Source organism: Williamsia serinedens (assembly GCF_024171725.1).
Classification (GTDB): domain Bacteria; phylum Actinomycetota; class Actinomycetes; order Mycobacteriales; family Mycobacteriaceae; genus Williamsia_A; species Williamsia_A serinedens.
In genome coordinates, this window is sequence record NZ_JAMTCG010000011.1 from 33,823 (window position 1) to 59,198 (window position 25,376).

General features: G+C 69.8%; 21 protein-coding genes. 3 read left to right on the top strand and 18 right to left on the bottom strand.

All coding sequences use genetic code 11. The features are described from left to right. Positions 1–19 precede the first annotated feature (19 nt). Complete coding sequence (locus LX12_RS21335; protein WP_253656633.1) at positions 20–517, top strand: hypothetical protein; 498 nt, start codon at positions 20–22, stop codon at positions 515–517. Positions 518–1,096: 579 nt separating this feature from the next. Beyond that, the gene (rpsO, locus tag LX12_RS21340) at positions 1,097–1,342 is read left to right on the top strand and encodes a 30S ribosomal protein S15 (protein ID WP_253656661.1); all 246 of its coding nucleotides are present in this window, start codon (positions 1,097–1,099) and stop codon (positions 1,340–1,342) included. Between the two features lie 246 nt (positions 1,343–1,588). Here the strand turns inward: rpsO and LX12_RS21345 are convergent, their stop codons facing one another. The 15 genes from LX12_RS21345 to LX12_RS21415 all read right to left on the bottom strand — a co-directional run bounded on the left by LX12_RS21345 (position 1,589) and on the right by LX12_RS21415 (position 20,654). Next, positions 1,589–2,209, bottom strand: coding sequence for a hypothetical protein (locus LX12_RS21345; protein ID WP_253656634.1), 621 nt, complete (start codon positions 2,207–2,209; stop codon positions 1,589–1,591). Beyond that, positions 2,206–3,945 (bottom strand): type IV secretory system conjugative DNA transfer family protein, encoded by a 1,740-nt coding sequence (locus LX12_RS21350; protein WP_253656635.1) that lies wholly within the window; start codon positions 3,943–3,945, stop codon positions 2,206–2,208. The genes LX12_RS21345 and LX12_RS21350 overlap by 4 nt, the downstream gene beginning before the upstream one ends. A 362-nt stretch (positions 3,946–4,307) precedes the next feature. Further along, positions 4,308–4,478 carry a hypothetical protein gene (locus tag LX12_RS21355; RefSeq protein WP_253656636.1) on the bottom strand — a complete coding sequence of 57 codons (171 nt, stop codon included), beginning with the start codon at positions 4,476–4,478 and terminating at the stop codon, positions 4,308–4,310. A 115-nt stretch (positions 4,479–4,593) separates the two neighbouring features. Continuing rightward, complete coding sequence (locus tag LX12_RS21360; RefSeq protein WP_253656637.1) at positions 4,594–4,920, bottom strand: hypothetical protein; 327 nt, start codon at positions 4,918–4,920, stop codon at positions 4,594–4,596. Further along, the gene (locus LX12_RS21365) at positions 4,920–5,591 is read right to left on the bottom strand and encodes a hypothetical protein (RefSeq protein ID WP_253656638.1); all 672 of its coding nucleotides are present in this window, start codon (positions 5,589–5,591) and stop codon (positions 4,920–4,922) included. Before LX12_RS21365 ends, LX12_RS21360 begins: the two co-directional genes overlap by 1 nt. 38 nt (positions 5,592–5,629) lie before the next feature. Continuing rightward, positions 5,630–7,276, bottom strand: coding sequence for a putative type IV secretion/conjugal transfer ATPase (locus tag LX12_RS21370; RefSeq protein WP_253656639.1), 1,647 nt, complete (start codon positions 7,274–7,276; stop codon positions 5,630–5,632). Between the two features lie 11 nt (positions 7,277–7,287). Further along, positions 7,288–8,907, bottom strand: coding sequence for an SCO6880 family protein (locus LX12_RS21375; RefSeq protein WP_253656640.1), 1,620 nt, complete (start codon positions 8,905–8,907; stop codon positions 7,288–7,290). A gap of 16 nt (positions 8,908–8,923) precedes the next feature. After that, the gene (locus LX12_RS21380) at positions 8,924–11,179 is read right to left on the bottom strand and encodes a hypothetical protein (protein WP_253656641.1); all 2,256 of its coding nucleotides are present in this window, start codon (positions 11,177–11,179) and stop codon (positions 8,924–8,926) included. 78 nt (positions 11,180–11,257) lie between these two features. Then, positions 11,258–11,998 carry a DUF8175 domain-containg protein gene (locus LX12_RS21385; protein ID WP_253656642.1) on the bottom strand — a complete coding sequence of 247 codons (741 nt, stop codon included), beginning with the start codon at positions 11,996–11,998 and terminating at the stop codon, positions 11,258–11,260. Positions 11,999–12,029: 31 nt separating this feature from the next. Then, positions 12,030–12,437, bottom strand: a complete 408-nt coding sequence (locus tag LX12_RS21390; RefSeq protein WP_253656643.1) for a hypothetical protein — start codon at positions 12,435–12,437, stop codon at positions 12,030–12,032. Next, a complete protein-coding gene (locus tag LX12_RS21395) occupies positions 12,434–13,729 on the bottom strand; it encodes a hypothetical protein (RefSeq protein WP_253656644.1) in 1,296 nt (431 codons plus the stop codon). Before LX12_RS21395 ends, LX12_RS21390 begins: the two co-directional genes overlap by 4 nt. 40 nt (positions 13,730–13,769) lie before the next feature. Then, on the bottom strand, positions 13,770–15,806 hold the full coding sequence (locus tag LX12_RS21400) for a MinD/ParA family ATP-binding protein (protein ID WP_253656645.1): 2,037 nt from the start codon (positions 15,804–15,806) through the stop codon (positions 13,770–13,772). A gap of 48 nt (positions 15,807–15,854) precedes the next feature. Further along, positions 15,855–16,493 (bottom strand): hypothetical protein, encoded by a 639-nt coding sequence (locus LX12_RS21405; protein WP_253656646.1) that lies wholly within the window; start codon positions 16,491–16,493, stop codon positions 15,855–15,857. Further along, entirely contained in the window at positions 16,490–18,556 is a 2,067-nt protein-coding gene (locus LX12_RS21410) for a VldE C-terminal domain-containing protein (RefSeq protein WP_253656647.1), read from the bottom strand. Before LX12_RS21410 ends, LX12_RS21405 begins: the two co-directional genes overlap by 4 nt. Before the next feature lie 169 nt (positions 18,557–18,725). Next, positions 18,726–20,654: a cutinase family protein gene (locus tag LX12_RS21415; protein ID WP_253656648.1), complete on the bottom strand. Its 1,929-nt coding sequence runs from the start codon at positions 20,652–20,654 to the stop codon at positions 18,726–18,728. 528 nt (positions 20,655–21,182) lie between these two features. On the opposite strand from LX12_RS21415, the gene LX12_RS21420 reads away from it, so the two are divergent. Continuing rightward, complete coding sequence (locus tag LX12_RS21420) at positions 21,183–21,614, top strand: helix-turn-helix domain-containing protein (RefSeq protein WP_253656649.1); 432 nt, start codon at positions 21,183–21,185, stop codon at positions 21,612–21,614. Between the two features lie 8 nt (positions 21,615–21,622). On the opposite strand, the gene LX12_RS21425 is transcribed toward LX12_RS21420, so the two are convergent. From LX12_RS21425 to LX12_RS21435, 3 genes are all read right to left on the bottom strand, one after another. Next, on the bottom strand, positions 21,623–22,291 hold the full coding sequence (locus LX12_RS21425; protein ID WP_253656650.1) for a methyltransferase domain-containing protein: 669 nt from the start codon (positions 22,289–22,291) through the stop codon (positions 21,623–21,625). A gap of 160 nt (positions 22,292–22,451) precedes the next feature. After that, positions 22,452–23,516 carry a hypothetical protein gene (locus LX12_RS21430; protein ID WP_253656651.1) on the bottom strand — a complete coding sequence of 355 codons (1,065 nt, stop codon included), beginning with the start codon at positions 23,514–23,516 and terminating at the stop codon, positions 22,452–22,454. Beyond that, positions 23,513–23,983: a hypothetical protein gene (locus tag LX12_RS21435; RefSeq protein WP_253656652.1), complete on the bottom strand. Its 471-nt coding sequence runs from the start codon at positions 23,981–23,983 to the stop codon at positions 23,513–23,515. The genes LX12_RS21430 and LX12_RS21435 overlap by 4 nt, the downstream gene beginning before the upstream one ends. Positions 23,984–25,376 lie beyond the last annotated feature (1,393 nt).

Sequence of the window (25,376 nt, forward strand, 5' to 3'; positions counted from 1 at the left end):
TCCCGTACCGTCTTCGCTCATGCGCACAGTGCTCGCATGGGGGGACAACGTCGGGTTCTGGGACCAGTTCGGCCACGGACTCGGCGCTTTCGTGACCTCACCAGGTGTCGCCGGTCTGGCGGCGGTCGCAGCAGCAGTGGTCGCGGCATGGCAGGTGGCGCTCACGCGGAACAAGGACGAGCGCGCACGACAACAGCAACGGAAAGACGAGGAGAGCGCCCGGGCGGTCGATGCCGCCGCGCAACGTCAGAGCCAGCTCTGGGAACGATTCACCTGGGTAATCAATCAAGCGGCCACACAAAACATCGACACCGTCGTCGCGCTGCTAGAGGTCGTTGAGCAAGTAGCGAGGGCGGAGAATGATGCTGCCCTGATCCAGCTCATTGAGCAGCAGCGGGATGCGTTCACTGTCGAGCTTGCCAACAAGCTCGAGGAGGGTGGACTTGGCACGGCTTCGACTGCTTCCGGTGCCGGCGACCGGGCTCGTGCTGGTGACGAGCCGGAAGCGGGGTCATGATGGATAGTGGGCACTTAACAATGCAGAGGGTGTGCAGGCATGACCATTTTCGATCGCGCGTTCGCGAACGCCGACGAGGCGACGTCGCTCACGGCCGCCCGCAGGATCGCCCAAAAGGTCTACGACAACCCCAACACGGCTCCTGCAACTAGGGCCGCGGCCCGCAGGGTTCTGGACAGCGACAACGATGCAGTTTCGCGCGCGATAAGAACAGGTCCTGCGTCGGGGGAGACCGCCGATCAACACATCGGTATCCCGTCGCAATCCGTCACGGATGGCCTCGGCGCGGGCGACCATCTGTCGGAGGAAGCGAAGGCCGCCCGCGCAGCCGCAGCTGTACTGCCTCCGTTTGCCGAGGACATCGCCATCGAGGAGTTGCTGGCCGTCGCGGATCTTGGCGACGCCGCTGCCCGCCTTGCCCTAGTAAACGGGCCCGCGGGGAATGCGGCTATACAGCAATATCTCGAATCTGTAGAGCGGGTCCAAAGGGTTGCTGATGAATACCTTGCGGGCGGCCAGCAGGCTGCGTCAGCCGGTTCGGTTGAGCAAAAGGTCAAGTCGCGCAAGCAGAGGACGGCCATTCCGGCCGAGTACGGTCTGGCAGAGATTGAGGCCGACACGAGCTCGCCCGAGACCCAAGTCGCGATGCTCACCAGGCGAATTAGCCAACTCTCTGAGCACCTCATAAAGAACAAGCACGACCACCACAGCCGCCGCAGCCTCCTTCTGCTCAGAGGCCGCCGCCGTCGCCTGCTCAAGTACCTCGAGCAGGAGGACGTACATCGTTACCGTTCGCTGATTCAGCGTCTCGGCCTGCGCCGCTAATTTCCATTCGCCCGGCTGTGGCCAGCCGTCGGCGTAAGAAGCCCCGCCAACGTCCGAAGAGCCGTCACCCTGTGGTTCGCGGTCTCCTCGCGCCATCGGAAGACCAACCAGATCGAACCGCTGTCCCATCTCGAGAGAAGCTGCGGTCGGGGTGCCTGTCCGGGCGGGGATTCCAGGCGCCCCGACCGCAGCGGTGTGGCGACGTCAAGTGCTCTTCGACGTCGCCGGTCTGGGGTGGTCTGACGGTTAGTCGTCGGGCCGGTAGGTGTCGCTGTCGGGGTCGTAGGTCCAGTGTTGGTCTCGGTAGTGGACGCCGCTCTCGGGGTCGGCGGGGTCGTCGACGACGGCGTCGCCGCGCTTGACGAGGTCCTCCATGTCGATGGTCGTCAGCTCTGGACCGTCATCGGCGTCGTCGTCGACGTCGGTGGTCGGTCGGGTCGTGCTGGTCTCGGGGCGGTCTGCGACATCGGTGGCCACGAACTCGTTGAGCTCGGGGTCGACGTGGGCCGGTCGGGGCCGGTAGGCGCAGCTGCCGCCGGCGGCGCACTCCCCCAGGTCGCGAGCCAGTCGCTCAACGACTGGCCAGAGGTCGACGCGGTGCCAGTTGCTCATCAGGTCCCAGTCGCGGACGGGGACGCCTTTGACGGTGTACTGCTGCTGGTAGGCGGCGGTGTGCGCGGACATGAGGGCGGTGAGTTGCTCGACGGCACTGGGGTGACGGAACCAGCACGCGGGGATCCGGTCGCCGAGGTCGTAGCGTTCGCGGGCCCACTGCACCCAGTCGGCGAGTTCGTCCCACAGTTCGGCGGCCGCGGCTTGGTCGAGGTGGCGCCAGACGAACCGGGACCACTGGACGTCGCTGCTCACGCCCACCTCGGCGGAGGGCTGGCGATCCCGACCGCGGCGGCCTGGGTGATGCCAGCGGCCGCGGAGTAGGCGCGCTGCGAGGCTAGGACTTCCTTGCGGTGGTCCTTGATCTCCCACACCGAGCGCAGGTGCACGAGCATCGGCTGGGCGTTGCGGAAGATGACCAGCGCTACGTCCTCGGGGAGCTGGCGGATCTGGGCGGGGGTCAGCACCGGGCGGATGCGCTGCTGGGGGGCCTGGCCGGGCGCGGTGGGCATCCATTCGGTGCGGTCGCCGCACAGCCGGGACAGCTCGGCGAGTTCCTGGTCGCCGCGCAGGCCGGGCAGGACAATCCGGCATGGCGGGGAGTCGGTGAAGATCTCGCCGCCGTAGCGGCCCCACCGCGCCATGTTCTGACTCTTGTTGTGCGCGAACGCCCAGATGCAGATTCCGCGGCCGCCGGAGTCGTTCATCAGGGCGGGCAGCTCGGGGATGGGCGCGACGTTGTTGACTTCGTCGAGCACGAGGCGGGCCGGCGGGTCGAGGCGGCCTTGCGGGAGGATCTGAGAGTGCCGGTCAAGTAGGTGGTGGATCTCGGCGGCCAGCGTCGCGACGATCGGTGCGGTGGAGTTGCCGTCGCCCTTGGACACCAGGGCAATCGTGTTCGTCCCGGACAGGACGAGCTCCGTGAGGTCGACCGACTCGCCGGCGGGGACGTCGACGCTGGCGCGGATGGCCGGGTCGGCGAGTGGTGCAAGCAGCGAGGAACAGGCGCTCATCATGTCGTCGGCGGAGTCGGCTTCGCTGGTGAGGATCTGGGCGAGCTCAGCGGCCCACTCGGGGCGGTGCTCGCGCAGTATGTCGATGACCGAGCGGCTGGTGCGCGAGGTGGCCCACTGCTGAACCCGGGACAGCGGTTCGCCGGTGACGGCGGCTGCGTGCAGAAAGCAGCGCATCAGGACCGAGGCTTTGCCTTCCCAGAACGATGCGTTTTTGGTGTCGCCCATCGGTTTTGCCTTGACCAGGGCGTCCGCGCGTCGGATCGCGACCGCCGGGTCCTCACACCCGGACAACAGTGACCAGCGCATCGGGGTCGGCCAGCCGGTGATGTTCTCGGGGTCGAAGATCTCGACCCGTCCCATCGCTGCACGCCGGGAGTAGACGGCGCTGATCAGATCGACCTTCGTCGACGTCATCAGGAGGAACCCGGGTGCCTCCCAGCACCGCTGCACCGCCAGGCGCCACGTCTTGCCGGCGCCGGTCGGGCCCTCGACCATGGTGCAGTCCCGCTGCTGGATGTGGATGGCGGTGTTGGTGGTCAGGTTGTTGCCGAGCCGGATCGCGGCGCGGGCGGCGTCGATCTTGCGGGCCTTGACCTGCCGGAGGCTGCCGAACTCGTTGCGGGCCTTGTCCTTGGCGGCCTTCTCGGTCAGCCCCAGCCGCACCATTTCGCCGCGGCCGCCGAGACCGGAGTGGTCGGTGCGGAACCGGTCGCTGATGCGGACCAGGACGCTGTTGACCATCCCGGCGGCGATCGCGGCGACGATGAGCACGACGACGATGCCGGTCCACACCGCCCACACCGGGCCGGGTGACACGGTGCCGGGCCACCTCGAGGCGGGGTCGCCGGGGGCGGCCCAGATCGCGAGGTAGGACTGCGCCATTGCCCGCAGCCCGCCGGGCCACGCCCAGCCTTCGCCAGCGATGACGCCGGATACCGCGCCGCCGCCGGGAACGGTGACGGCGGCGACGCCCACCGCCGGGACGACAGGCCGAACCCATAGCGGGATGAGCGGCTCGGACGGTGGTGCGGGAGTTGATAGGTCATGCATCCGCGTGGTCGCTTTCGCTATCCGAGGTGATTGGGCGGTGGCCGGTCGTGGTGGCGACTACCGCTACTAGGGCCGCAGCAGCGAATAGGCCGGGGGCGATCCACCAGGCGGGCGGCAATTCAGTGACCAGCACGGAGCACTCACCCGTTGCGCTGCATCGCAACGGGGGCGTGGGGACCATGAACTCGGAGAGGACGAACGCCACTCCCCCGGCGACGAACAGTGCTGCGGCGACGGCGAGCGGCAACCACGTGGCGACGAGGCCGCGTTGCTCCCTGGTGCGGCGCCTACTCATAGTGGGCTCGCTGGATCGGTGTGTCGGCGGCCGTGATCGCCATGTCGCCGGCCGCGGCGGCCAGGCCCAGGGTGACGACGGCCAGGGTGATCGTGAGCAGTGTCCACCCCAGCGGGAGGGCATGCCAGATCGCGATCAACCACCGCGTTGTGGTGAACGGCACCACTGGACCCACCGGGGCGGCGGTTACGCCGACGATGATGGTCGCGACGATGGTGGCGACGAGGCCCGTGCAGGCGAGTACGTCGAGCGGCCGTGACCGGCCAGAGGTGTGGTCATCAGCCGCAGAGGGAGTCACGGGTGGCGCCTTTCGTCGACGGGGTGGCGGTGCGGGCGTTGATCTCGTCGTTCGCGGCGCGGCCGACGCTGACGATGTCGTGGGTGAGGCGGACGTGCGCGCTGCGCAGCAGCCAGGCCACCGGTTCGGGGTGTTCGTCGACGGCGGCGTCCACGGCGTGTGCGAGGGCGGTGGCGGTGCGCTCGGCGCGGAGGATGCCTGCGAGGATCTCTGCGGCTGTCGCGAAGTGCGGGCCGTAGTCGGGGGCGGCGTGGTGGTAGTCGCTGATGATGCGGCGCAGTCGGATCGCGGTCTCCGTCGTGCTCATCACGCCGCTCCGCTGTCGGGTTCGCGGGGTGCGAACAGGCTGGTGAGCTTCACTTCTCGCCACTGCCGGTAGCCGGGTGCGCGGCACATGGCGACGGCGGGGTTCATGTCGGTGACCTCGACCTCGACGGCGACCCGGTGGCGGGCGGCGGTCGCCGCGAGAGCGGTGGTGTCGACGTCGGGGTGGCTGATGAACAGGTGCAGCTTGACCGCGTCGAGGCCCTGGGCGTCGCGGGCGCGGCCGGCGAGGTAGACGGCCTTGTCGGCTGCGGACAATTCGGCGGTGAGGTCGTCGCCGCGGTAGATGGTGTCCTTGGGATGGAAGTCGCCGTACCAGGATTCGCGTTCGTCGCCGACGGCGACGACGGCGAAGCTGTCGCACTCGGCGTCGCCGGCGGCGTACAGCTCGATCGTGGGGACGTCGAGCAGCGCCGCGGCCGCGGACACCTCGGCGGCCTCACGGTCGGTGGTGGCGGTGCGCAGCGCGTCGTAGTCGATGTCGAGTTGCTTGCGTAGTTCGGTTTTCACCTTCGGCCACATCCGCTTACCGGTCACCTTGGCCTCGTCGGCCCACGTGCGAATCTCGCGATGGGTCTTCGCGGCGCGCAGCCGGTCGGCATGCTCGGCCACCGCGGCGGCCGCGGTGTCCCATTCGGTGCTGCTGTCGCTCATCTGGGGTGCCTTTCAATCAGTCGAGGACGGGTGGGAGGTCAGGAGTCGGCGCCGACGACGGCGGCGTCGGTGTCGGTGAGGACGATTTCGCGGGGTGAGCGAATGTGTTCCATCAAGATCGGTTCGGCGGAACCGATTTTCACCAGGCAGCGGCCCTGCGGCAGGGACATGATGATGTCCTTGGTGCCCGGCGGCAGGTGGTACATGTCGCACACTTCTTGGGCGTCCTCGTCGATGTCCTGGCCGTAGAGCAGCACGATCCCGGCCTCTTTCATCAGCGCTCGGGCGGGGGAATCGGTGGGCAGGTCGGAAATGTGGTGGAACGCTGACACCGTCGACAGGCCGAGGCCGCGGGAGAGCTTCATGTTGCGCTGGAACACCGCGCCGGTGGAGCCGGTCGCGACGTGCCAGCCTTCCTCGACGATGAGGATGGTCTGTTTGCGTTCGGCGGCGCGGGCGGCGAGCCGGTTGGCCAGCCATGTGTTGATGACGGTCATGACCACGCGCAGTGCGGGCCCGGATTCGGGGAGCTTGCACACGTCGAAGTGGACGAACGGGTGGTCCAGGGCGTCGATGACTTCTGGTGAGGTGGCGCCGTCGACGAGACCCCGCAGGTCACCGTCGACCAGCCGCAGGATGGCCAGGCCGGGCTCGAGGCCCCATTCCAGGGCGCGGGCGGCCCAGCGGGGACCGAAGTAGCCGCGGTCGCCCATGTTGAGCACCCGCTCGTTGTGGGTGTCGCGCAGGTCGCGGTAGTACTGCTCGGGGATCGGCTCACCGGCCCGGACGGCGGCGGCGATCTTCTCGGCCTCGGCGCCGTCGGGGGTGAGGAGTTCCTGGGCGACCTCGATGAGGATGGGGTCCCGCTTTTCGGCGGCGGCGCGGGCGTTGACGTTCTTCAACGCCACCCGCACCGCGGCCTTCTCGGTCTCGTCCATCGGGCGGTCCATCGTGTCGGCGAGCACGGCGAGCAGCAGTTGTTCTTGGCCGGCGGGGACGACGTCGACGCTGGCGCCGGCGTGGTGGCCGTCGGTGGAGATCGCCGGGTCGAGCAGGTTCAGCCGCATCCCGCCGCCGCCGGTCTGAAACACCAGCGACGTCACCCCGAGGGTGTCGGCGATCGGTGAGTACTCGCCGCGGTTGGCCTGCAACTTCTTGTCGATGACGACAACCTGGCGGCCGCGGATGAGTTGGCGGTAGCAGTACGAGCACTTGATGCCCGAGGACTTGCCGCGGCCGATGTCGCCGATGGCGGCGACGTTGATGTTCGACAGGGACACCCGCCGGTCGGCGTAGAGCTCGAACGGGTCGGCCGACACCATCGACTGGCCCATGAGGTTGCGCCCGGACAGCAGCCCGCGAAACCGCCCGGAGCGGCGTGCGGTGGCCAGGTTCAGCGCCTCGGCTTGGCGGGTGGTCGACCACGCCCCTTCGGGGCGCGGCTCGTACCAGCCCCACTTGTCGAGGATGCGGTTGCGTTTGAGCAGCGGCCGGCGGGGCATCGCCCCGGGCGGCTGGTCGTCGGGGTGGGTGGGACGGCGGTGGCGGGCCTCGACGGCGACGCTGGGGTCGGCGGCGACCGGGGTGTCGCGGCGGCGCCACAGCCCGCGGCGGCGCCGGGTGGCGCGGGCGCGGTGTTCCTGGGTGGGACCGGCAAGGTCGATCAGGTTGTTGTTCAGGCTCATCGGCGGTGTCCTCAGACCTTCTTGCTGTGGCGGGTGATGGCCAGACCCCGACCGAGCGGCAGGGTCCAGAAGATCGCGATGTCGTGCAGGTCGTCCTTCCACCGCAGGTCCTTGATCGGGGTGGACTCCGCGGCTTCGGACACGCGGTTGCAGGCCCGCTCGAGGTCGTCGAGGTCGCGGCCGGTGACCGCGACGGTCATGCCCCAGATGACGCCGTGATGCCCGGAACCGGGCATCAGGTCCGCACGCCGGCGTCCCGACGCCCCCGCTTTGACCTCGCTCATACCGTCGGTGACCATGCCTTTTTCTGCTTCACGCATCTGGGTGGCGATGTCCTCGGTGACGTGCCGCTTGGCCGCCGTGCGGGCGTGGACGTCGCGGACGAGGTCGATGCGCACGGTGATGGTGCGGATGGTGGGGCTGGGTAGCAGACCGTCGGCCGGGTCGCCCGGGTCGGGGGCGACACCGGTGAGCAGGTTGCGCAGCCAGTGGGGGCCCAGCGGAACCGGTTCGATGTGGCCGGGCGGGACGGTGGCCACCCGGTGGTGCCACTGCTCGCCGCGGCGGTCGGGGTCGGTGGAGGCGCGCACGGTCACCGACTCATGTCCACCGAACAGGGTGGGGATGCAGGTCTCCCAGCGGGCGCCGAGGTGGCGTTCGATCTGGTGGGAGGGGTTGAGCATGGCGCGGATGACCGCGCACGCGCGTTGCTCTCCGAGGACCTCGACGTCGCCCATGCCGGCCATCGCGAGGAGCTGCTGGGCGCGTTCGGTGTCGTCGCGGATGACTTGGGCGACACCGCCCTCGATCGTCGCCTCTTTCTGTCGCGCGATGCGTGCGGCCTCTTTCATCATCGGACCCGACTGCGGGAAGCAGAGGACGAAGAAGCAGTGGTGATCCTCCGACAGCGGCCGCATGGTGTCGATGAGGTCGCCGTAGGAGGCGATCGGGTCGGCGAGCTGCTCACCGAGCTCGGGGCCGAGGTGGGCGAGTTCCTCGCGGATCCAGTTCACGTGCGGGTTCAGATCTTTGGGCACCGAGCGATGCACGATCTGCACGGTGCGGATGAACGACGACCGCCGTGCGAGCGCGGCGAGCATGGAGGAGAACTGCTCGGAGGTGCGGCCCCACGCGCCGTCGCCGCGCAGGCCCTCGGCGAGCCCTTGCACGGCCAGCACGACCGAGAAGTAGGTAGGTTCACCGGGGTTCTGGTGGTGCAGGATGAACAGGTCATCCAGGCCGGTGCCGTCGAGGTCGAGCTTGCTCACCCTTCCCAGCTGCACCGGGGAGTCCCAGCCGGGGTCAACCTCGGGGTTGCCCCAGTCGGGATCGCTGCTGTTGATGAACACGTGTTCGCCGCGGCGGCGCCGGCGGGAGCCGCGTAGGCGGTGCACCCAGCCTCCGGCGATCGACTGCTCGCCGTTGAACTCGACGGTGACACCGATGACCGTGATGGCCAGGGCGATCACCAGGCCGAGGGTGACCAGGCTCGCGCCGAAGGTGACGATGACGAAGACCGCGAACAGCAGCGCCGCGGCCCAGGCCGCGAACACCGCTTCGTGCAGGCCCGCGGCCGACCGGCGGGCGACCTCGCCACCGAGGATGGACGTGCGGATTTCTGTGTCGCTCATCGTGTCTCCTGGTGGGTCACTGGTCGGTGGTGGGTGCGGAGTCCGCGGCGGTGCCGTGGATGCGGTTCATGGCCGAGATCGCCGCAGCCCGCGACCCGCCTTGGGCGGCCGAGCCGAGCAGCGCCGCGGTCGTGACCAGCCCGCCGGTCGCGAGGCCGCCGGCGGCGCCGAGCGCGGCCTTGCCGCCGGCACCGGTCATCGCCTTGCCGCCCGCTCCGGCCGCGGCCGATCCGCCGTGGTGTCCCCCACCGCCGCCGTGGCCGCCACCGCTGGGGGAGATCGGTGACGACGCCGCCGACGGGGCGTGCCCACCGGACCCGGTGTTGCCGGAGTGCGACGACGCCCCGGGCGAGCTGGCGGCCGCGGAGTTGGTCGCCGCACCGGACCCGACCGAGCGGTGCGGGCCGCGGGCGGCGGACAGGCCCGCTCCCATCCCGGCGCCGGCGATCGCACCGGACCCGGCACCGGAGTCGCCCATGCGGTCGGCGTCCTCAGCCGACGGCAGGATCGGCGCCCACTTGAGCAGCGAGAACGGGGCGAGGCCGAGGACGAAGAACGCCAGCCCCATCAACGCGAGCTGTCCGAGTGATTTCAGGTCTCCGTCGCCGGTCATCGACGACTTCGCTGCGGAGTTGATGACGTCCTCGATGACCCCGATGCACAGGAACAGCAGCGGTGTCGACAGCATCAGGGAGAGGAACATCAGCGCCGGCCGCAGCGCCTTGGCCCGCCACTTCGGGTGAATCCACATGCCCCAGCAGATCGCCGAGATGATCCCGGCCAGTGGAAGCCCGATCTGGTGCATGAGCAGACCGATGTAGAGCGCGAACGCACCGAGACCCAGGAGCAGGAACCCGATGATCCCGGCGATGGTGCCGCCGACGAGGGTGTCCTTGGTCAGCCCACCCAGCGTCGCGGAGACGTTGTTGACCGTCTCGTCGGTTTTGGAGCCGATGGCTTGGGCGAAGAACTCGGTCAGGCCATGGGTGAGTGGTTGCAGCACCGCGATCACCGCCGGGGCGAACATCATCGCCAGCAGTCCCGCGGGCAGGTAGCCGAATGCGACACCGACGAGCTCGCTGGTCCCGCCGTGGCGGCCGCGGGGCCGGGCCGCCCGCGCAGCCAGGGTGATGAACATGATGGACATCACCGCCACACCGAGGCCGGCGGCGATCGCGTACTGCGAGAGGAACCAGTCGGTCCCGACGTTGAATTCACCGACCGACACCAGCCCCCGCAACACCGCCTGGGTGGTGGAGACCGCCCATTCCTTGATGTCGTTGGCCCAGTCGTCGATCACGTTGCCGGGGTCCTTGACGAACGCGACGACCTTCTTGGAGAACTGGTAGACCGCGGTGAACGCATCCGCGAGCGCTTTGGCCTCGCGGTACTCGGGGGTGGAGCGGATCGCGTCATCGACGCGGTCACCGAAGCTGGTGTTGCGGTCGATCCAGTCCTTCGTCCCGGCGAACATGCGGCCGATCCCGAGGTTCCAGTCGCGGCAGCGGGCGAGGTCGTCGCCGCGGTCGGCCTTGTCGCAGTTGACGAACATCGCGTGCGCGCAGTACGCCCACCCGCCGCGCTTGGTGTCCATCCCGCACGGGTCGGTGACCGAGGCGTCCGGGGCGCCGGCGGCGATCATCGCCTGGCGGGAGGCGTCGTCGGGGGTGCCGACCCAGTTCATCCCCCAGGTCGTCGACGCTTTCGACGTCCACCGGGCCAGGTCGTCGGCGCACGTCGGGGCCGGCGGGTAGAACTCGGCGTTGTCATTGGGGAACGTCTTGCCGTACACGTCGTCGCTGGCCGGGGTCGCGCCGTCGGTGATCGCCTTGGCGATCTGATCCTTACCGGCAACGGTTTTGGGCTGGCCGTCGACGATGAGGTTCACCGGTGGGTTGTCGACGAATCCTCTGGCCACGGACTGCTGCGTCTGGGTGTAGCCGATGAGCAGGGCGGCTTTGCCGTCGGCGTCTAGAGCCCAGTACCGCAGCCGGTTCTCGACGGGGAACATCTTCGACAGGTACATCCCGAAGTCGCCGCCCCGGTTGGCGCACGCCCCCGAGAACCACGGCCCGCGTTTGAATTCCGGCGTCCCGCCGATGAACTGCTTGAGGTCATCGGGGAACCCCTTGGGCAGACTGCCCGCGGTGGTCGAGGTCTGGCCGGGCTGCGCGGCGGAGTCGGGTGCGGCCGCGGCGGTGCCGCCGCCGAGCGCCAGTGCCGCGCAGGCGGCGAGGAGGACGGCGAGCAGCCGAACGGTGGTGGTGCGCATCGGGATGTCCCTTGATCGAGAGGGGTCGGGGGTCGCGGGGTGGGCGCTCACAGGTGCGCCCACCCCGGCCGTGCCGGGTCAGTCGACGTAGACGGTGTAGAAGCCGCCGAGCCCGCGCTGGGCCAGCGGGGAGTTGTCGGCGGGGAACGTCGTCGACGACGGCTCGGGGCCGGCCGCGAACTGCCAGTCGGCGGCCTGCCAGTCCTGGCCGTTCCAGGCGACGGTGACCGTGGTCGTCGACCACAGGGTTTGCAGCGACACCTTGCCCGCGGCGTTCACCTTGGACTGCGACGCTCCCAGCGCCCACACACTGATCACGGCCTTGGCCGGGTCGTAGGAGCGCACCGTGGTCACCACCGGCATCGTGTTGAACACCCCGTCGGAGGTGTCCCGGTCGGCGGAGTCACCCACCACGGCGAGCAGCGCCGGGGTCGCCGACGGGGCGACGGCCTGCTTGCGCAGGATGTCGCCGGTGATGCGGCCCTGATCGGACTGCGACACCGCCTGGATGAAGTTGACCGCCGCTGTCGCGGCACCGGTCTTGTCGTGGGTGTAGCCCCGCGGGACACCGTTGACGAGCTCGGTGGGTCCATGCGCCCCGCGCAGCACCGGTGCCGAGCCCGACGCGCTGTTCGAGGTGCTGGTGGAGTCGCTGCCGCCGCATGAGGCGGCGATCGCCACGATCACCACGACGATCACCACGAACGCCGCAGCGGCGATCAGCAAACGCTTGCGGCGCGACGACCCGCCGGTGGGTTCGCCGGTACCGGTTGCGGTTGCGCCGGTGTCGGTGCCCAGCGCGGAGTAGTTGCGTGCCATCAGAAGTGTCTCCTTGGTGTGCGGGAACGGCTTAGGTGCCGACGACGAAGAGGACGGCGCCGATGAGGACCCCAGCCCCGACGCAGAACCCGAGGGCGATGAAGGCGTCGATCATTCCTTGGCGGCCTTCGTTCATCTGGCCGGAGAAGCCGCGGCTCTTGGCCTGTCGGTACTGAACGGAGGCGAGGATGACCCACACCGCGCACGCCGCCATGGCGACGCCCCAGATGCCGGCCAGGACCCGCTTCCACGTCGAGTTGAGTGCGGGCCCGAACACCCCGAGGTCGGGGCTGACCCCGTCGAGGGGATTGCCGGCGGCGAGCACGATGTGGTGCGCGGTGTCGGCCGCGGCCGACCCCACACCGAGAGCGGCGGTGGCGGTCACCGCCACGATCGCGGTCGCGGTGAGGGTCAGGGTGCGGCGGATCGTCGGGGTCATCGCTTACCTCCATTGGTCGGAATGAGCTGCGGGAACGTGACTTTGAGGCCGGGGATGGCCTTCTCGGCCTGGGCCGACAGATCGGCGGCGCCGCGGGCGACGGTGTCGCGGGCGGTCTGGGCGAGCAGCCCGGCGGCCTTGAAGGGGGCGTCGGCCTGGGCGTGGGAGATGGCGATGGGCGCGTTGATCGGCCCCAGCTGCACCGAGCCGCTGACGTCGCCGGCCTTGTTGACGACGTAGTCGACCTTCCCGCCACCGGGCAGGCCGGTGCGGTCCAGGTGCGCCTCGTACTGGTTGCCCTGCGGGTTGGGCGGGTCGGCCCGGTAGGGCCGCTCGTCCTGGGTGCCGGGGGTGATGGTCTTGCCGTTGGGGTCCGCGCCGGGGTCGCCGGCACCGACCTGGTCCCCGACGACGGCGCCGATGATGCCGCCGCCGACCGCGCCGAGCACACCCACGCCCAGGCCGAGACCGACGCCGATCGCAGCGCCGCTGCCCGCACCGATGAGAGCGCCGGTGCCGACGTTGAACGGCTGCGGCGGGACGAACGCGCCGATCGCCGCGCCGACACCGGCGCCGATCAAACCGCCCCCGACACCGCCGACGACGGCGGCCGGGGCCCCGAGAGCGACGAACCCGATCGCGGCGCCGGCGGCACCGCCGGTGACCGCGGCCGCACCACGGCGAGCGGCCTGGTCCTTGGGCAGGCCGACCGACTCCCAGAACTGGGCGATCTTGCCCTCGGCGACACCGGCGTTCTGGTTGATCGCCGCGGCGTCAGCGTTCGACAGCTGTGCGGGCTTCTTGGTGATGTAGTTGCCGATCCGGATGTAGCCGACCGGGGGAAGGATCGTGCGCGGCGGCGGGGTCGGGCGCGGAGCGTGCAACACCACCGCGGGCTCGGCGTTGTAGCTCTGCGAGTAGGTCTGCGGCGGGCTGTAGTACACCGGGCCGGTCGGCCCGTAGAACGCCGGCGCCTGGCTGGCGTCGGGCGCGGCCTGCACGATCGGCGTCGTCTCCTCGGGCAGGGTCGGGATCGCCGACCCGCGGGTTGAGGGAGCCGGTGCGGGTGCGGGGGTGACGCCGCCCTGGCCGCCACCGGTGCCGGGGGTGATGCCGCCCTGTCCGCCGCCGTCGGGGCTCTGGGTGATGCCGCCCTGGCCGCCGGGGTCGGCGAGCGCGGGTGCGGCGGTGGCCGCGAATCCGGCGATGGTCGCCGCGATCACCGATGCCGCGACAGCGGCGTGGTGGGCGCGGTGTGCGCCGGGGCGCCGGTGGGTGGGGGTGGTGCTCATTGCGAGGTGTCCTTTCACAGGGGGTGGTGGCCGCGGTGTGTCAGTTGCCGGGGCCGGAGATGGTGGTGTTCTTCGGGATGGCGGTGATGAGCGTCTTGCCGCCGGTGCTGGTGGTTTGCACGAGCTGGTCGATGACCGTGGGTTCACCTCCCCCCGGCGGGGTTTCGGTGAGACGCACCGCGTAGAGGCCGGATCCTTGGTCGCGGATTTCCAGGCAGTGGGTGGTTCCCGGTGGGGTGCGGCTGATCGCGGCGTCGAGCTGATCGGCGGAGCCGATCGCCGCATCCGGTGTGGCGAAACTGCGGGCCGCGGCACCGTTGCGTTCGACGTAGTAGGCGTAGTCGAACGCCTTGATGACCTGCGGGCCGCTGGTGGTGTCGCCTCGGTCGCGGCCGGTCGTGACCGGCCCGCTCGAGGTGCTCGGGCAGTCGCCGCTCGCGGTGGCGGCGCCTGCCTGCCCGTCACCACTGATCGGGTCACCCGAGGACGCCGGGCGCGGTGCCGGAGCGGAGTCGTCACCGCTGACCGCCCACCCGATCACCCCGACCAGAGCGGCCAGGACGACGAGACCGGCCATGGCCACCACGGCCCACCTGCGTCGCGACGGCCCGCCCGAGGGCGGCCGCCCGCCGGGCAACGGGGTGGCCGGCGGCTCGGCATAGGCCGGTTCGCTGTAGGACGGTTCGGGGTGCTCGGAGTAGCCCGTGAGCGGTGCCTGGACCGGTGGGAGTTGCTCGGTGACCGCGTCGGCACCGCCACGGGCCGCCTCGGCGTAGGACGTTGCGGGCGGCTCGACCGGACCGATCGCCCCGGGCCACTCCGCCGGTCCGGCAGGCTCGTAGGGGTCGACCGGGCGCTGGATGGGGGTGGGGATCTCGCCGGCGTCGTAGTCGCTGTCGAGGGCGGCGATGGTGTCGGCGACCTCCGCGGCCAGGGCTGTGTAGGCCGACGTCGTCGACTGCGACAGCTGCTCGGGCACGATCCGGTCCCCGGAGGCGAACGCCGGTTCATACGGCATCTCGAACACCCGCCGGATCCCGGCCGCTTGCAGGTCGGCGATGATCGCCGCCCGGTCGCCGGCCGACGATTCCGGGGTCGCAGCGATCGCGACGACCGCGGTGGACACGAGCTCGTCGAGGCCGCGGGCGGACAGGCCGCGCAGCATCTGCGTCACCTTCGCCGCGGCGTCGCGGCGGATGGTCAGCGGGACCACGAGGACGTCGGCGTGGCTGGTGACCCACTGCCAGTTCTCGGCCAGGTCGTCGTTGCCGGTGTCGACGACGACCAGCGAACGGTGCCGGCGCAGCACCGACATCACCGTCGCGCATTCCGCGGCGCCGATCGCCCGCGGCCGGGTGGAGGAGTTGTCCGAGGCCAGCACTTCCTCGGTGGTGGGCTGCTTGCGCAGGAACGCCCCGAGCGCGCCGGCCGCCGTGTTGCCCGCGGCGAGGGTGTCGGCGTGCTCGAGCAGGTCCCACACGCAGGTGTCGCGGCCTGCGGGAGCGGCGGCCGCGGCGCGCTCGGCGAGGGTGCCCTTGGACTCGTTGGCGTCCCAGGCGACCACTCCCCCGCCCCGGTTGCGGCCGAAGATCGAGGCGAGCATCAGCGTCGTCGGCGTCTTGCCCTGCCCGCCTTTGACGTTGATGACCGCGACCGTCGCGGTCCCGGCGATCGTCTGCTGCACGCGGGTGGCGTTGACGCGGTAGGCGACCTCGTCACCGGACGCCGGTGGGCGCAGCTGCAACCCCAATGCGGCGTTGACCCGGCCCCGCCATCCCCACTGCGCCTTGTGCGCCGACACCGCGGCGACGAGGTCGCTGGTCGCCGACGACGTCACGGGCGCGGCCGGGGCGGGGGTGCCGGGCCGGGCCGGGGGTGTCATGCCGGTGGTGACCGGCTGAATCCCCGCCGCGGGGTCGGACACTGCGCGCAGGGCACCGCCGCTGCGGGCGGCGGCGTCGGTGGGGCGGGTGCTGTGCAGGCGTTGGCGGCGCATGTTCACCGGCGCCTCGGCGGCGTACTCCGCGGGGTCGGCCGGGCCGGCGGGCCCGGTGTAGTCGGGGTTGTGTGCGTTCATCGGCTCTCGCCTCCGTTGGTGACGAACAGGCTTGTGCGGTGGGTCGGGTCAGCGCTCACTCAGCGACGACACCTCCCACATGTCGGGGGTGGCCTCGGTCGCGACGACGGCGACCAGGCGCGGCGGCGCGGGGTCGAGGACGGCGCCGGAGCTGGTGTAGGGCAGCTGCGTGACCCGGAAGATGAAGTACTTCCTCGACGGATCGGTGGTCGGCGCGCCGTCGGTGGGCATCACGTCGACCGACACCTTGAGCTTCGCGCCGGCCGAGGACCACGACAGCCATTGCGCGCCGGGCCCGTTGACCGATCCGGTCGAGGTGGTCTGCGCGGCGAACGCGGAGGTCAGCAGCGGGGCGGTGCGGGCGGCGGCGTCATCGGGGCCGGTGTCGGTGGTGGGGTCCCACGAGTACCAGACCTGCACAGCGGTTTTCGCGACCTGGAACGGGTCGCTGCGGTCGACGTCGGCCGCCCACGCGGGCAGCTCGGTCGCCGGAGTGGGTGCGGTGGCGGTGGGGCTGTCGCCGTTGGGTAGGTCGGTGGGGTCCCACTGCTGGGCACGCGGGATCGACGTTTGCGTGGCCGTCGGTGTGGTGGTGGCGGTGTCGTCGCTCCCGCAGGCGGTCACGGTGACCGCGGCGATGACGGCGAGGGCGGCCGCGGCTGCTGTCGTGCGCAGGGTGTGGATCATCCGAACCTCCGTGCTTGGAAACCGGCGCCGAGGTTGGCGACCGGGGAGACTTTCACGACCTGCCCGAAGTCGGGGGCCTCGACCATCTGGCCGTTGCCGGCGTAGATCGCGACGTGGCCGGGGTTGTCGCCGGCGGGGAACACCAGGTCGCCCGGGGCCAGAGCAGCGGTCGGGACCGACCGTCCGCGGGGATCGTGGAGCTGGTCGGACGCGAGGTGGTTGAGCACGATCTGCCCGCCGGAGGCGGTGGCGATCGCGTTGAGCGCCAGACCGGAGCAGTCGAAGCCGGACTGTCCACCGCCCTGCCCGCCGGTGGGGCCGTGGATGTCTCCGCCGCCCCACACATACGGCTGTCCGCGCCAGCGGGCCGCGGCGGCGACGACCCGGGCGCCGAAGGTGCCGCCGGAGATCCCGAGGTTCGCTGCACCGGCGAATTTCGCCTGCGCGGCCGCGGGGATGTTGCGGACGTAGTTGAGGGTCTGGCTGTTCTGGCAGACCCCGCCCTGGGCCTCGGTGGCGCCGGGCCCGCAGTTGTACATCGACAGGTAGAGCTCGGTGAGGTCGCCTTTGAGCTTGCCCTTGGCCAGGTCGTCTTTTGCGATCTTGGCCAGCTCGCAGTCGTAGGCGGCCTGGGTCATCACCGCATCGGGAATCGAGCGGGGGTCTTTGGTGCCGTTGCCGTCACCGTCGACGCCCTTCGCCGCCCACGTCGCGGGGAGGAACTGTGCCGGGCCGGTCGCCTGAGACCCCGCGTTGTACGCCTCGACATTGAAGCCGCTCTCGTTCTCGAGCTGCGCGGCGATGATCGGTGCGGGCACCTCGGCACACGTGGTGCCGGCCTTGATGATCCACGGCTCGAACGCCGCCGGGACCGACCCGGGGCGCAGGCCCGCTCCCCCGGCGCCGGGGGCGGCGGGGCCGCACCCGGCGCCCGCGCCGGCGGCGGGTCCCTGCGTGACGCCGCCGGGGGCCAGACCGTAACGCTGCCCGGGGGTGGGCATGCCGTGTCCGACGGTGGTGACGTGGACGTGATCGAAGTGGTTCTGGGTCGGAGAACCGCGGTCCTCCATGGTGTTCGAGGCGCCCTGGGCGGGCCGGTAGACCTGCCGCCAGATGATGTACTGGACTTGGAAGACGTCCTTGTTGGCCATCACGTAGTCGGCGATCTGATCGCCGAGGGCCTTGCCGGCGGGGGTGTCCCAGCCGGGGATCATGATGTCGGCGGCACGACCCGACGGGTGATCGGGGTAGGCGTCCTGGGGCCGCCACCCGCCGATCGTCTGCAGCTGCGGGAACTTCTGCGCGACAGCGCGCGCGACGCGCACGGTGTCGACCTGCCAATGCGCCTCGCTGCCCATCCGCGCCGGTAGCGGCGGAAGGTCCCCGCCGGCCGCGGCGGCCGGGGTGTCGCTCGCATCACCGGCAGGAGGTGCCCGCGGCGATGCGGGGGTCGATGCGTCGGGTGAGGCGGGTCCGACGACCGCGGCGAGCTGCGCCGGATCGCTGGATTGCCCGGAACTGCCGGGGTCGCCAGCGCCCTTGAGCCACGGCATCGGGTCGACGGCTTTGCCGCCGTCGAGCCGCCCGCCGGGCCACACCTCGAAGTGCAGGTGCGGGCCCGACGACTCGCCCTCAGACCCCACGGTGGCCAACTGTGTTCCCGCGCTGACCTTGTCCCCCTCGTGCACCTTGAGTGACGAGGCGGGCTCGTGGCCGTAGACCGTGGACAGCTTCTTGCCGTCGACGGTGGAGTCGATCACGACCCAGGTGCCGAACCCGCTCGCCGGTCCGGCCTCGCGCACGGTGCCGTCGAGGGCGGCGTAGATCGGGGTGCCCAGCGGGGCCTCGAAGTCCTGGCCGTAGTGGAACGCACCGTCACGCGGGCCGAACGGGGAACCCACCTTGTAGGTGCCTGCCTTGAGTGGCATCAGCTTTGCACCGGCGGTGACCGTGGACCCCGACGTCGCCGCACCGGGAAGGCAGTCGTCGACCTTGGGGTTGTCGCTGCCGAGCCCGATGAGCGCGACGAGACCAAGGATCACGGCGCCGACAAGGATCGGCACCGCTACCTTCGTTTTCGTCGATTGAGCGCTCATAGCGCAGCCTCACAATGCAATTCACACGCCGTACATGTGCCCCGCCCGGGCAATGAAGTGGCTGGATGGATGGTCGAGCGATCGGTCGTCTAGGTGGAGTCCTCCGGATGCGTGGGTCGGTGATGGGTCATGGCGATCAGCCCGAGATCTGCTGACGGAAGAAGTTGACGAGCCACTGCAGGGCCGTCTTGCCGCCCTCGACGAGCATCGAGGCGTACTTGGTGTGGGTGCCCGAGGCGTAGAACGACGCAGCGTCGAGGCCCTGACCGATCAGGCTGGTGAGGTCCTGCGCGCCTTGGCTTCCCGCCAGCGACACCAGGTTCGAGGCGATGCCGGGAAGGTCATTGCCGGTCGCGGCCGCAGCCATCGACTGCTGTGAGGGATCGGCGGCGGCGTCGAGCTGCTCGGGTGAGAGCTTCGCGCCTGGCGACAGCACGCCCAGTCCGACCGAGGCCAGGTCCAGGCCGATCGGCACCAGACGGGCCAGTTGCAGCAGGTTGCCGGTCTCGAGGACCGACCACGCCACTTCCTGGATCTGGCCGACGTCGCGGGCCAGGCGCACGATGTCGACGTTGGCGAGCAGGCCCAGGACCAGCGACACGATCTGGGTGGTGCCGGTGGTGTCGGGGATGAACGTGACCAGCTGCGCGGCGGTGTGGAAGTCGATCTGCGCGGCCATCTTCACCCACGGCTCGAACTGCTTGTTCAGCATGCGAGCGGTGTTGTGGGCGCCCTTCACATCGCCGCGGAACACCTGCTGCGGCAGCGTGGCGAGGGAGTTGATGATGCCCTGGTAGTCGGTGTCGACGACCGCGGAGACCACGTTGAGGGCCTGGTTGATGACCGTGGCGGGCTTGAGGGTGCCCAGGATGTTGCCCGCCGTCGCCAGTGCGTCCGCGGGCATCGACCCCACGGGTGCGACCTGGCCGGCGAGCTGTGTCGCCGTTCCGGCCAGGGCGTTGTAGTTCGGGGTCGAGGTAGGTGCCGTCGGCGAGGCCGACCCGCTCGGGAGGATCGAGGTGGTCGAGCCGGCACTCGCCGACGGAGTCTGTGAGGTGGTGCCCTGCGCGGTCGTGGCGCCCGACACCGAGGCCAACGTCGATGCGATCGACGACGCGTTGTTGACGATGCCGCCGACGTCGACCTTGCCCAGCTGAGACAGCAGCGAGTTCGCCTGCCCCATCGGTGTGTTCGGCGCGGCGGTGGTGAGTTCCTGGCGCACGCCGGGCGTGGAGGAGATGAACTGCTGGGTCTGCTGGACCGGGGCGAACGTCGCCACCAGCTGCTGTGCCAGTGCGCCGATGCTCGCGACGTCACCGGCCGCGGCCGCCGAGGACGGGGCGGGGGCGTTCTGCAACGTCGCGAGCTTGTCGCGCAGCATTCCCGCGGTCGAGGTTGCGCCCGAGAGGTCTGCGCTGCTGTAGTCCGACACCAGGCTCGACGACGACAGCGACCCTGCGGCCGGAGCGGACGACGCGACGCCCGACTGACCCGTCGCCGACGCAGCGGGAACAGCCGGGGCCGCTGACGTGGACGAGGTGGATGCGAGCGCGGTGGTGGCCGTCGCACCGCCCGCAGGTGCGCCGAGCACCTTCCCAAGCGAGCTCAGCAGGCCGTCCTTGCCCTGCGAGACGCTGCAATACAGGTCGCCGGGGGCGCAGATCTGCTTTGTGACCGCCGAGAGGGCACCGAACCCTTCGGGCCGAATACCCGAGATTCCCTGCCCCACCGGCTTCGGGCCGATCGTCTGGGCGCCGGCAGTCCCCTGCTTCGGGTCAGCCACCAACCCCACGCCGAGGACCTGGGCCGCGGGAACGACGCCCCGGCCGTTACCGATGTCGGCCGCGACGTCGCCGGCGATATCGGCGCCCTGCGAGTAGCCAGCGATCACGAACCGAGATCCCGCGCACTGCTGCAAGATCCGGTTGACCGCCTCCTTGCCCGACTGCTGCGACTGCGCATACGTCAGTCCCTTGTCGAACGCCGACGCCGAATAGGGCACGTACTTCGTGTCCAGCGACGACCCGTAGTCGGACTTCAACTGCTTGCCGACCGGGGCCAACATCCCGACCGGTGTCTCGGGGTTCGCGGTCGGATTGGTCTCCCACGTACCCGGCACCAGAACGGCTACGTAGGGCGCGCACGAGCCTGTCGAGGCTCCGGGCGCATCTGCTGCTGCGTGTCCGATGCCGAGTGCCATCGCGATTGCGGCGACAACCGTTGTGGCGATTACGCGGAAGCACGCACGAGACTGCGACTTACCGTGCAAATCGGTGCTGGGTGTCCCCAAGGGTCGACTCCGATCGGATCGTGAGATCCGATCGGCGCACCTACGATGGGTGCGTCGGTCGGCTCTCGCCGGCTGGCATCCCCCGGCTCGGACGTCGTTCGAGTTCGCCAAAACCGCAACGTCCGGGTCGGGGCCTTCTTTTGGTCTTCCTGGTCCCTGGTCGAGCCGCTATCCGGCTCGCGATGTCTGGACCATACCACGGTCTATGCTGACAGCTTGTGATGATCGCGAGACGGGTGCGGCACAGTGATTAGCCATGGTGGGAGGCGCCGCGCCCGGAGCGTGTCGGTGAGTCGGCGAGTGATGCGTGGCTTCTCGGCCAACACCCTCACGGAGGTTCGCGAAGCGCGGAACTTCTCGATCTCCGACCTTGCTCGCCTTGCGCAGATCGGGCGCAGCACTCTGCATCATTGGGAAACCGGTCACGCGTCGCCGCAGGTGGATCTCCTCGCAAGAGTCGCCCAGGCGCTCGACGTTCCCATGAGCGAGCTGGTCGACGTCGCGCCCGACGAGCGGTTTCCGGGTGACTACCGGGTCCTCCGTGGCCTTACCCAGCCTCAGCTTGGACAGGCTGCCGCGGTCCCGACAGCGACCGTCGGCGCCGTCGAGCGCGGCGAAGTTGCCCTCAACGACGAGCTCGCCGAGCGGCTCGCTCACGCTGTGGGCACGTCGGTTGCCGAGTACCGGGCCGCGCACGATCGCGCGCGTCGCCGACCGCCCGGCATGCCTGCCTAGGCCCACGATCATCGGATCGGCTCCGACGCGGCGAAGAGCAGCACCGTCCGGCGGCGCTCAATCTCGACCTGCCGGAAGCTGCTACTGAGGTGGCCAAGAAGCGCACGTTCGGTATCGCCGAGGTTGCCGAACGTCCCCATGTGATTGAGCCGCCGCAGAAGCGCGCGGCCGAGCCGATTGTGCTCCGCCTCTGCCCCCAGCACCGTCGCGCCGAACATCACTCCCTCGTCGGCGGTGAGGTTCGCAAGGTTGCGGACGGCGGTACGGCGGACATCGGAGCCCGGGGCGAGGCAATGCAGAACGTAGTTTGCTGCAACTGACTTGAAGCGGCGGGTGGGAAGCGTTGCCCGGTCGAGGATGTCGCCGACGTGTTCCCGGACCGCCGGATGCGAGACCCTCCGTGAGACGAAGCGCAGCGCATCCGGGTTGGGATCGATGAGGCTCAGAGCGGCCCAGTCGATGTGGCGGGTCTGCTCAGTGACGAAGTGACCCGACCCGACCCCGATCTCGGCGTGGTCATCTGTGCCGTGCCGGCGGTACATCTCGGTCAGGTCAGACAGTGAGCATCCCCAGGCACGCGGGGAGGTGAAGTGCAGGACGAAGGCGTCGTACAAGCGCAGGTTCACACCGCTGTATGCGGTCGCGCTACGGGGGATCGTCGTCAGATCTGTCGGCATCGACGTTCGGCTCTCCGGTGGGATGACGTCATCGCCCCAGCGCACGCCGGAGCAACAAATTCGCACCCACCGAGTGAGTCGTCAACCCGGCAGTTCCGCCAAACCGAACAGTTCGAGCGGAGCGTTGCTGAAGGTACCGATCTGGCAGCAGGCCGTCAACTCACTCCGCGGCTCGGCGCAGCGACACCGCAGCGGCGGAGACCGTGGAATCACGAAGACGCACCGCGGCAACGTCATACGCGGCGTATCCGCCCTCGTTGACCCCCAGCCAGACCCGGGCGGTCGCGGACTCGGCGTGGTCCAATTCCTCGATCATCCGTCGGACTGCTGCACGACTGTCCGCGCGCAGGTCGGCCTTGTGAGTTTCGGGGTCGAGGTGCAGTTCTGCGGGTCGTTGTCGCGACCCGGTCATGCTCACCAGCTGGATGGGCCACCAGTACGCCGTCGCCGTCCACACATCGGGGCCGGCGAGCATCTGCGCGATCACCCGCTGGGGCGTGTTTGAGGGAGGGTCGACGTGCGTGACGTCCCACGTCACTCCGCGCCATTCCCACCGGTCTAGGTCAGGGTCGTAGACCACCTCTGTAATCGCCCGCATCGCAGCCAGCGACGACGTCCCGTCCTGACCGCGGTCGGGTTCCGGCGCCAACGCGAATGTGGTGCCGTCCACCGGGTCCAGGAGTCGCGGGGCGATCGCTGACACGTCGACGGTTGAGGCGTTGATCGCGGCAATCTCGTTGATGTCGTACTGCTTTCCGGGTTTCAGATCATCGCGCCGATAGAGGGGGCCGACGCCGGGCCCGTAGGTGGCCAGCGCCGGGCGTGCCTTGATATCCCAGGCCCATGCCCCTGTCAGCGGCGGGTCTGCTGGGATGGTGCCGTCGAGGCCGATCCACAGCCACACCGCGAACACGGTGTCCGCTCCGGAAAGGACGGGGATGGCGATGGGCCGGAAGAAGTGATCGCGGAAGGCTACTGGCTCCTCGCCGACGGTCGGGCGGCGGCGCGCGATCGCCGCCCGGATGACGCGCTCCGCGTCCTTGGTGAGTAGGCCCATGTCCGTCACCGCGCCGAGGGCACGCGACTTTTTCAGCGCGCGCAGCAGGTCTTGACCGTCCTCGAGGACGGTCTCCGGAGCCCGCGACTTCGCGACCACTTTCCCCACCACGCCGCGAAACGTCGTTACAAGAAGCCACTCCCCCGACTGGCCGTCGGGATCGGTCATGGCGTGCGGTTCGCGTTCAGGCTGGCCACAGCGAGCGCGTGATCTGTGTCGAAGGGCCCACCCAACGCCCGACGAGCCTTCTCGGCGGCGTCGTCGAGCGGCGGGACCCGCTCCAACACCTCTCGTACCGCGAACTCCGACATCACCGGGTTCACCGAGTGGGCCTGCATGAACTCGTCGAACACGAGCTGTCGGGAGTCGCCGTCACAGGCCCACACCCGAATCTGGATGTTGGCGTCGGGAATTGGCGTGTGCTCGGCGAGCAGCAACGCGACCATCACCGAACAGTGACCGGGGGTCTGCGCTCCCTCGACGAGCACCTCGGTCTCGGGCTTATCGAGGGCATACGGAAGATCGAGCCGCACGACGAAAGGCGACCGTACAGACGCGATCTGTCGGCGCGCCTCATCCGATACAACGTCAGCCACGTGCGCTGTCCTCCACCGCTCATCCTCGAACTCGGTCAATCGGACAGGCTAGTCCCTCGGCGTGTCGCCGCCGAAATACTCGAATCAGAATCACTTGTGGTGGACACTTCGCTCGGCGAACTTGAACGACTTCATCTGGAAGAACGGACACGGAAGGGGTGACCTGCATATGCCTCGACCTAGCAAGGGCGAGCGCAAGGCTTGGCACTTCCGGGCACACACCGAAGTCGACCTTGATGCCGCTGCCCGAGCTGCTGGCTACAGCATCACGGGCCAGTTCATCGCCGATGCTCTCTACGCACGCCTAGGCCGGTCCGACCTCGTCGAGGGCCCGAACCGTCCGGACAAGGAGATTCAAACGGCGCTACCGCTTACTGCGTAGCGCAGAGAAAAGCGGCCCCCCCGGTGGGATACCAGGGGGACCGCTCGAAGTCTGAGCCAGCAGGTCTGCCAACCCGCTGAGCTCGAGATCCCCGGAGGGACTGTCTTGGACGACAGGTCTCAGGATAGCGCGCACCCTTTGCAGTCGCTAGTTCCTGATGAACGTGTGTTGCGTGACGAATTGGTCACGCGCTGGGCGGGGTTCTACGACCTGCTGCTGGCCGATTCCGCCGCGACGGTCACGGCCGTGCAGCTGGACGGTGACGCAACAGCCCCGGTTATGTCGGGCACCGCGGCCGAGCTGATGGCGGCCGGCGAGGCTGCCGGCGCGGGAACCTCGCCGTGGGCGGTCATCGCCCCGATTCGCCCTGAGATCCAGGTCGTCGACGTCGACCGGTGCGCCGACCGCGTCCTGCAACCCCTCCTTGACGCCGCGGACACTGTGGGCGCGTCGCTTGCACATCTGACGGAGTCAGGTACTCCGAACAGCGTCCACCTCGGCGTGACCCTCCCAAGTCGGGCTGCACGGCGGGAATTCACCCGCCGCGTATCTGAGATCCGCGCGTGGGCCGGCGAGACGCAGACCACCGTCGACCTCCGGAGCAGGCTCGATGGCCTACGGCTTCCGGGGTCCGCTCCGCTCAAGCCGGGCGGCGGGGTGTGCTGGCCCACCGATACCGATGGGCGGCGCATGACCGCCATCGCCGCATACCGGCGCCTCGCCGATGCCCTGAACCAGCCCCACGTCGACGCGGGCGAGCCCCTCCCCTCCCCCGCTCCCATGGTCTGGGACGACGTCGACGAAACCGATGCCGGCGAGCTGGCGGTCGTCGCGCCGCGCGCCTACCGCGCGCCAACGCGAATGACGCGCGAGCAGTTCAAGACTTTGACGGTGTCCCCGCGACGGGGACGACGGTCCCACGCCGCCCTGGCCGGGGCCTGGGTCTTGTGGCGCCTAGGCGTGCGGTCGTGGCGGGCCGCAGCGCGCTATTACGCGATCTACCCCTGCTTTGAGAAGTGGCGTGAGCGCGACGCCCACGCCCGCGCCCGG

Bases quoted from the DNA above. Each gene is read 5' to 3' on its own strand.
- LX12_RS21335 (WP_253656633.1), top strand. From the start codon at position 20: ATGCGCACAGTGCTCGCATGGGGGGACAACGTCGGGTTCTGGGACCAG.
- LX12_RS21360 (WP_253656637.1), bottom strand. From the start codon at position 4,920: ATGAGCACGACGGAGACCGCGATCCGACTGCGCCGCATCATCAGCGAC.
- LX12_RS21365 (WP_253656638.1), bottom strand. From the start codon at position 5,591: ATGAGCGACAGCAGCACCGAATGGGACACCGCGGCCGCCGCGGTGGCC.
- LX12_RS21370 (WP_253656639.1), bottom strand. From the start codon at position 7,276: ATGAGCCTGAACAACAACCTGATCGACCTTGCCGGTCCCACCCAGGAA.
- LX12_RS21375 (WP_253656640.1), bottom strand. From the start codon at position 8,907: ATGAGCGACACAGAAATCCGCACGTCCATCCTCGGTGGCGAGGTCGCC.
- LX12_RS21380 (WP_253656641.1), bottom strand. From the start codon at position 11,179: ATGCGCACCACCACCGTTCGGCTGCTCGCCGTCCTCCTCGCCGCCTGC.
- LX12_RS21385 (WP_253656642.1), bottom strand. From the start codon at position 11,998: ATGGCACGCAACTACTCCGCGCTGGGCACCGACACCGGCGCAACCGCA.
- LX12_RS21390 (WP_253656643.1), bottom strand. From the start codon at position 12,437: ATGACCCCGACGATCCGCCGCACCCTGACCCTCACCGCGACCGCGATC.
- LX12_RS21395 (WP_253656644.1), bottom strand. From the start codon at position 13,729: ATGAGCACCACCCCCACCCACCGGCGCCCCGGCGCACACCGCGCCCAC.
- LX12_RS21400 (WP_253656645.1), bottom strand. From the start codon at position 15,806: ATGAACGCACACAACCCCGACTACACCGGGCCCGCCGGCCCGGCCGAC.
- LX12_RS21405 (WP_253656646.1), bottom strand. From the start codon at position 16,493: ATGATCCACACCCTGCGCACGACAGCAGCCGCGGCCGCCCTCGCCGTC.
- LX12_RS21415 (WP_253656648.1), bottom strand. From the start codon at position 20,654: ATGTTGGCCCCGGTCGGCAAGCAGTTGAAGTCCGACTACGGGTCGTCG.
- LX12_RS21420 (WP_253656649.1), top strand. From the start codon at position 21,183: ATGCGTGGCTTCTCGGCCAACACCCTCACGGAGGTTCGCGAAGCGCGG.
- LX12_RS21425 (WP_253656650.1), bottom strand. From the start codon at position 22,291: ATGCCGACAGATCTGACGACGATCCCCCGTAGCGCGACCGCATACAGC.
- LX12_RS21430 (WP_253656651.1), bottom strand. From the start codon at position 23,516: ATGACCGATCCCGACGGCCAGTCGGGGGAGTGGCTTCTTGTAACGACG.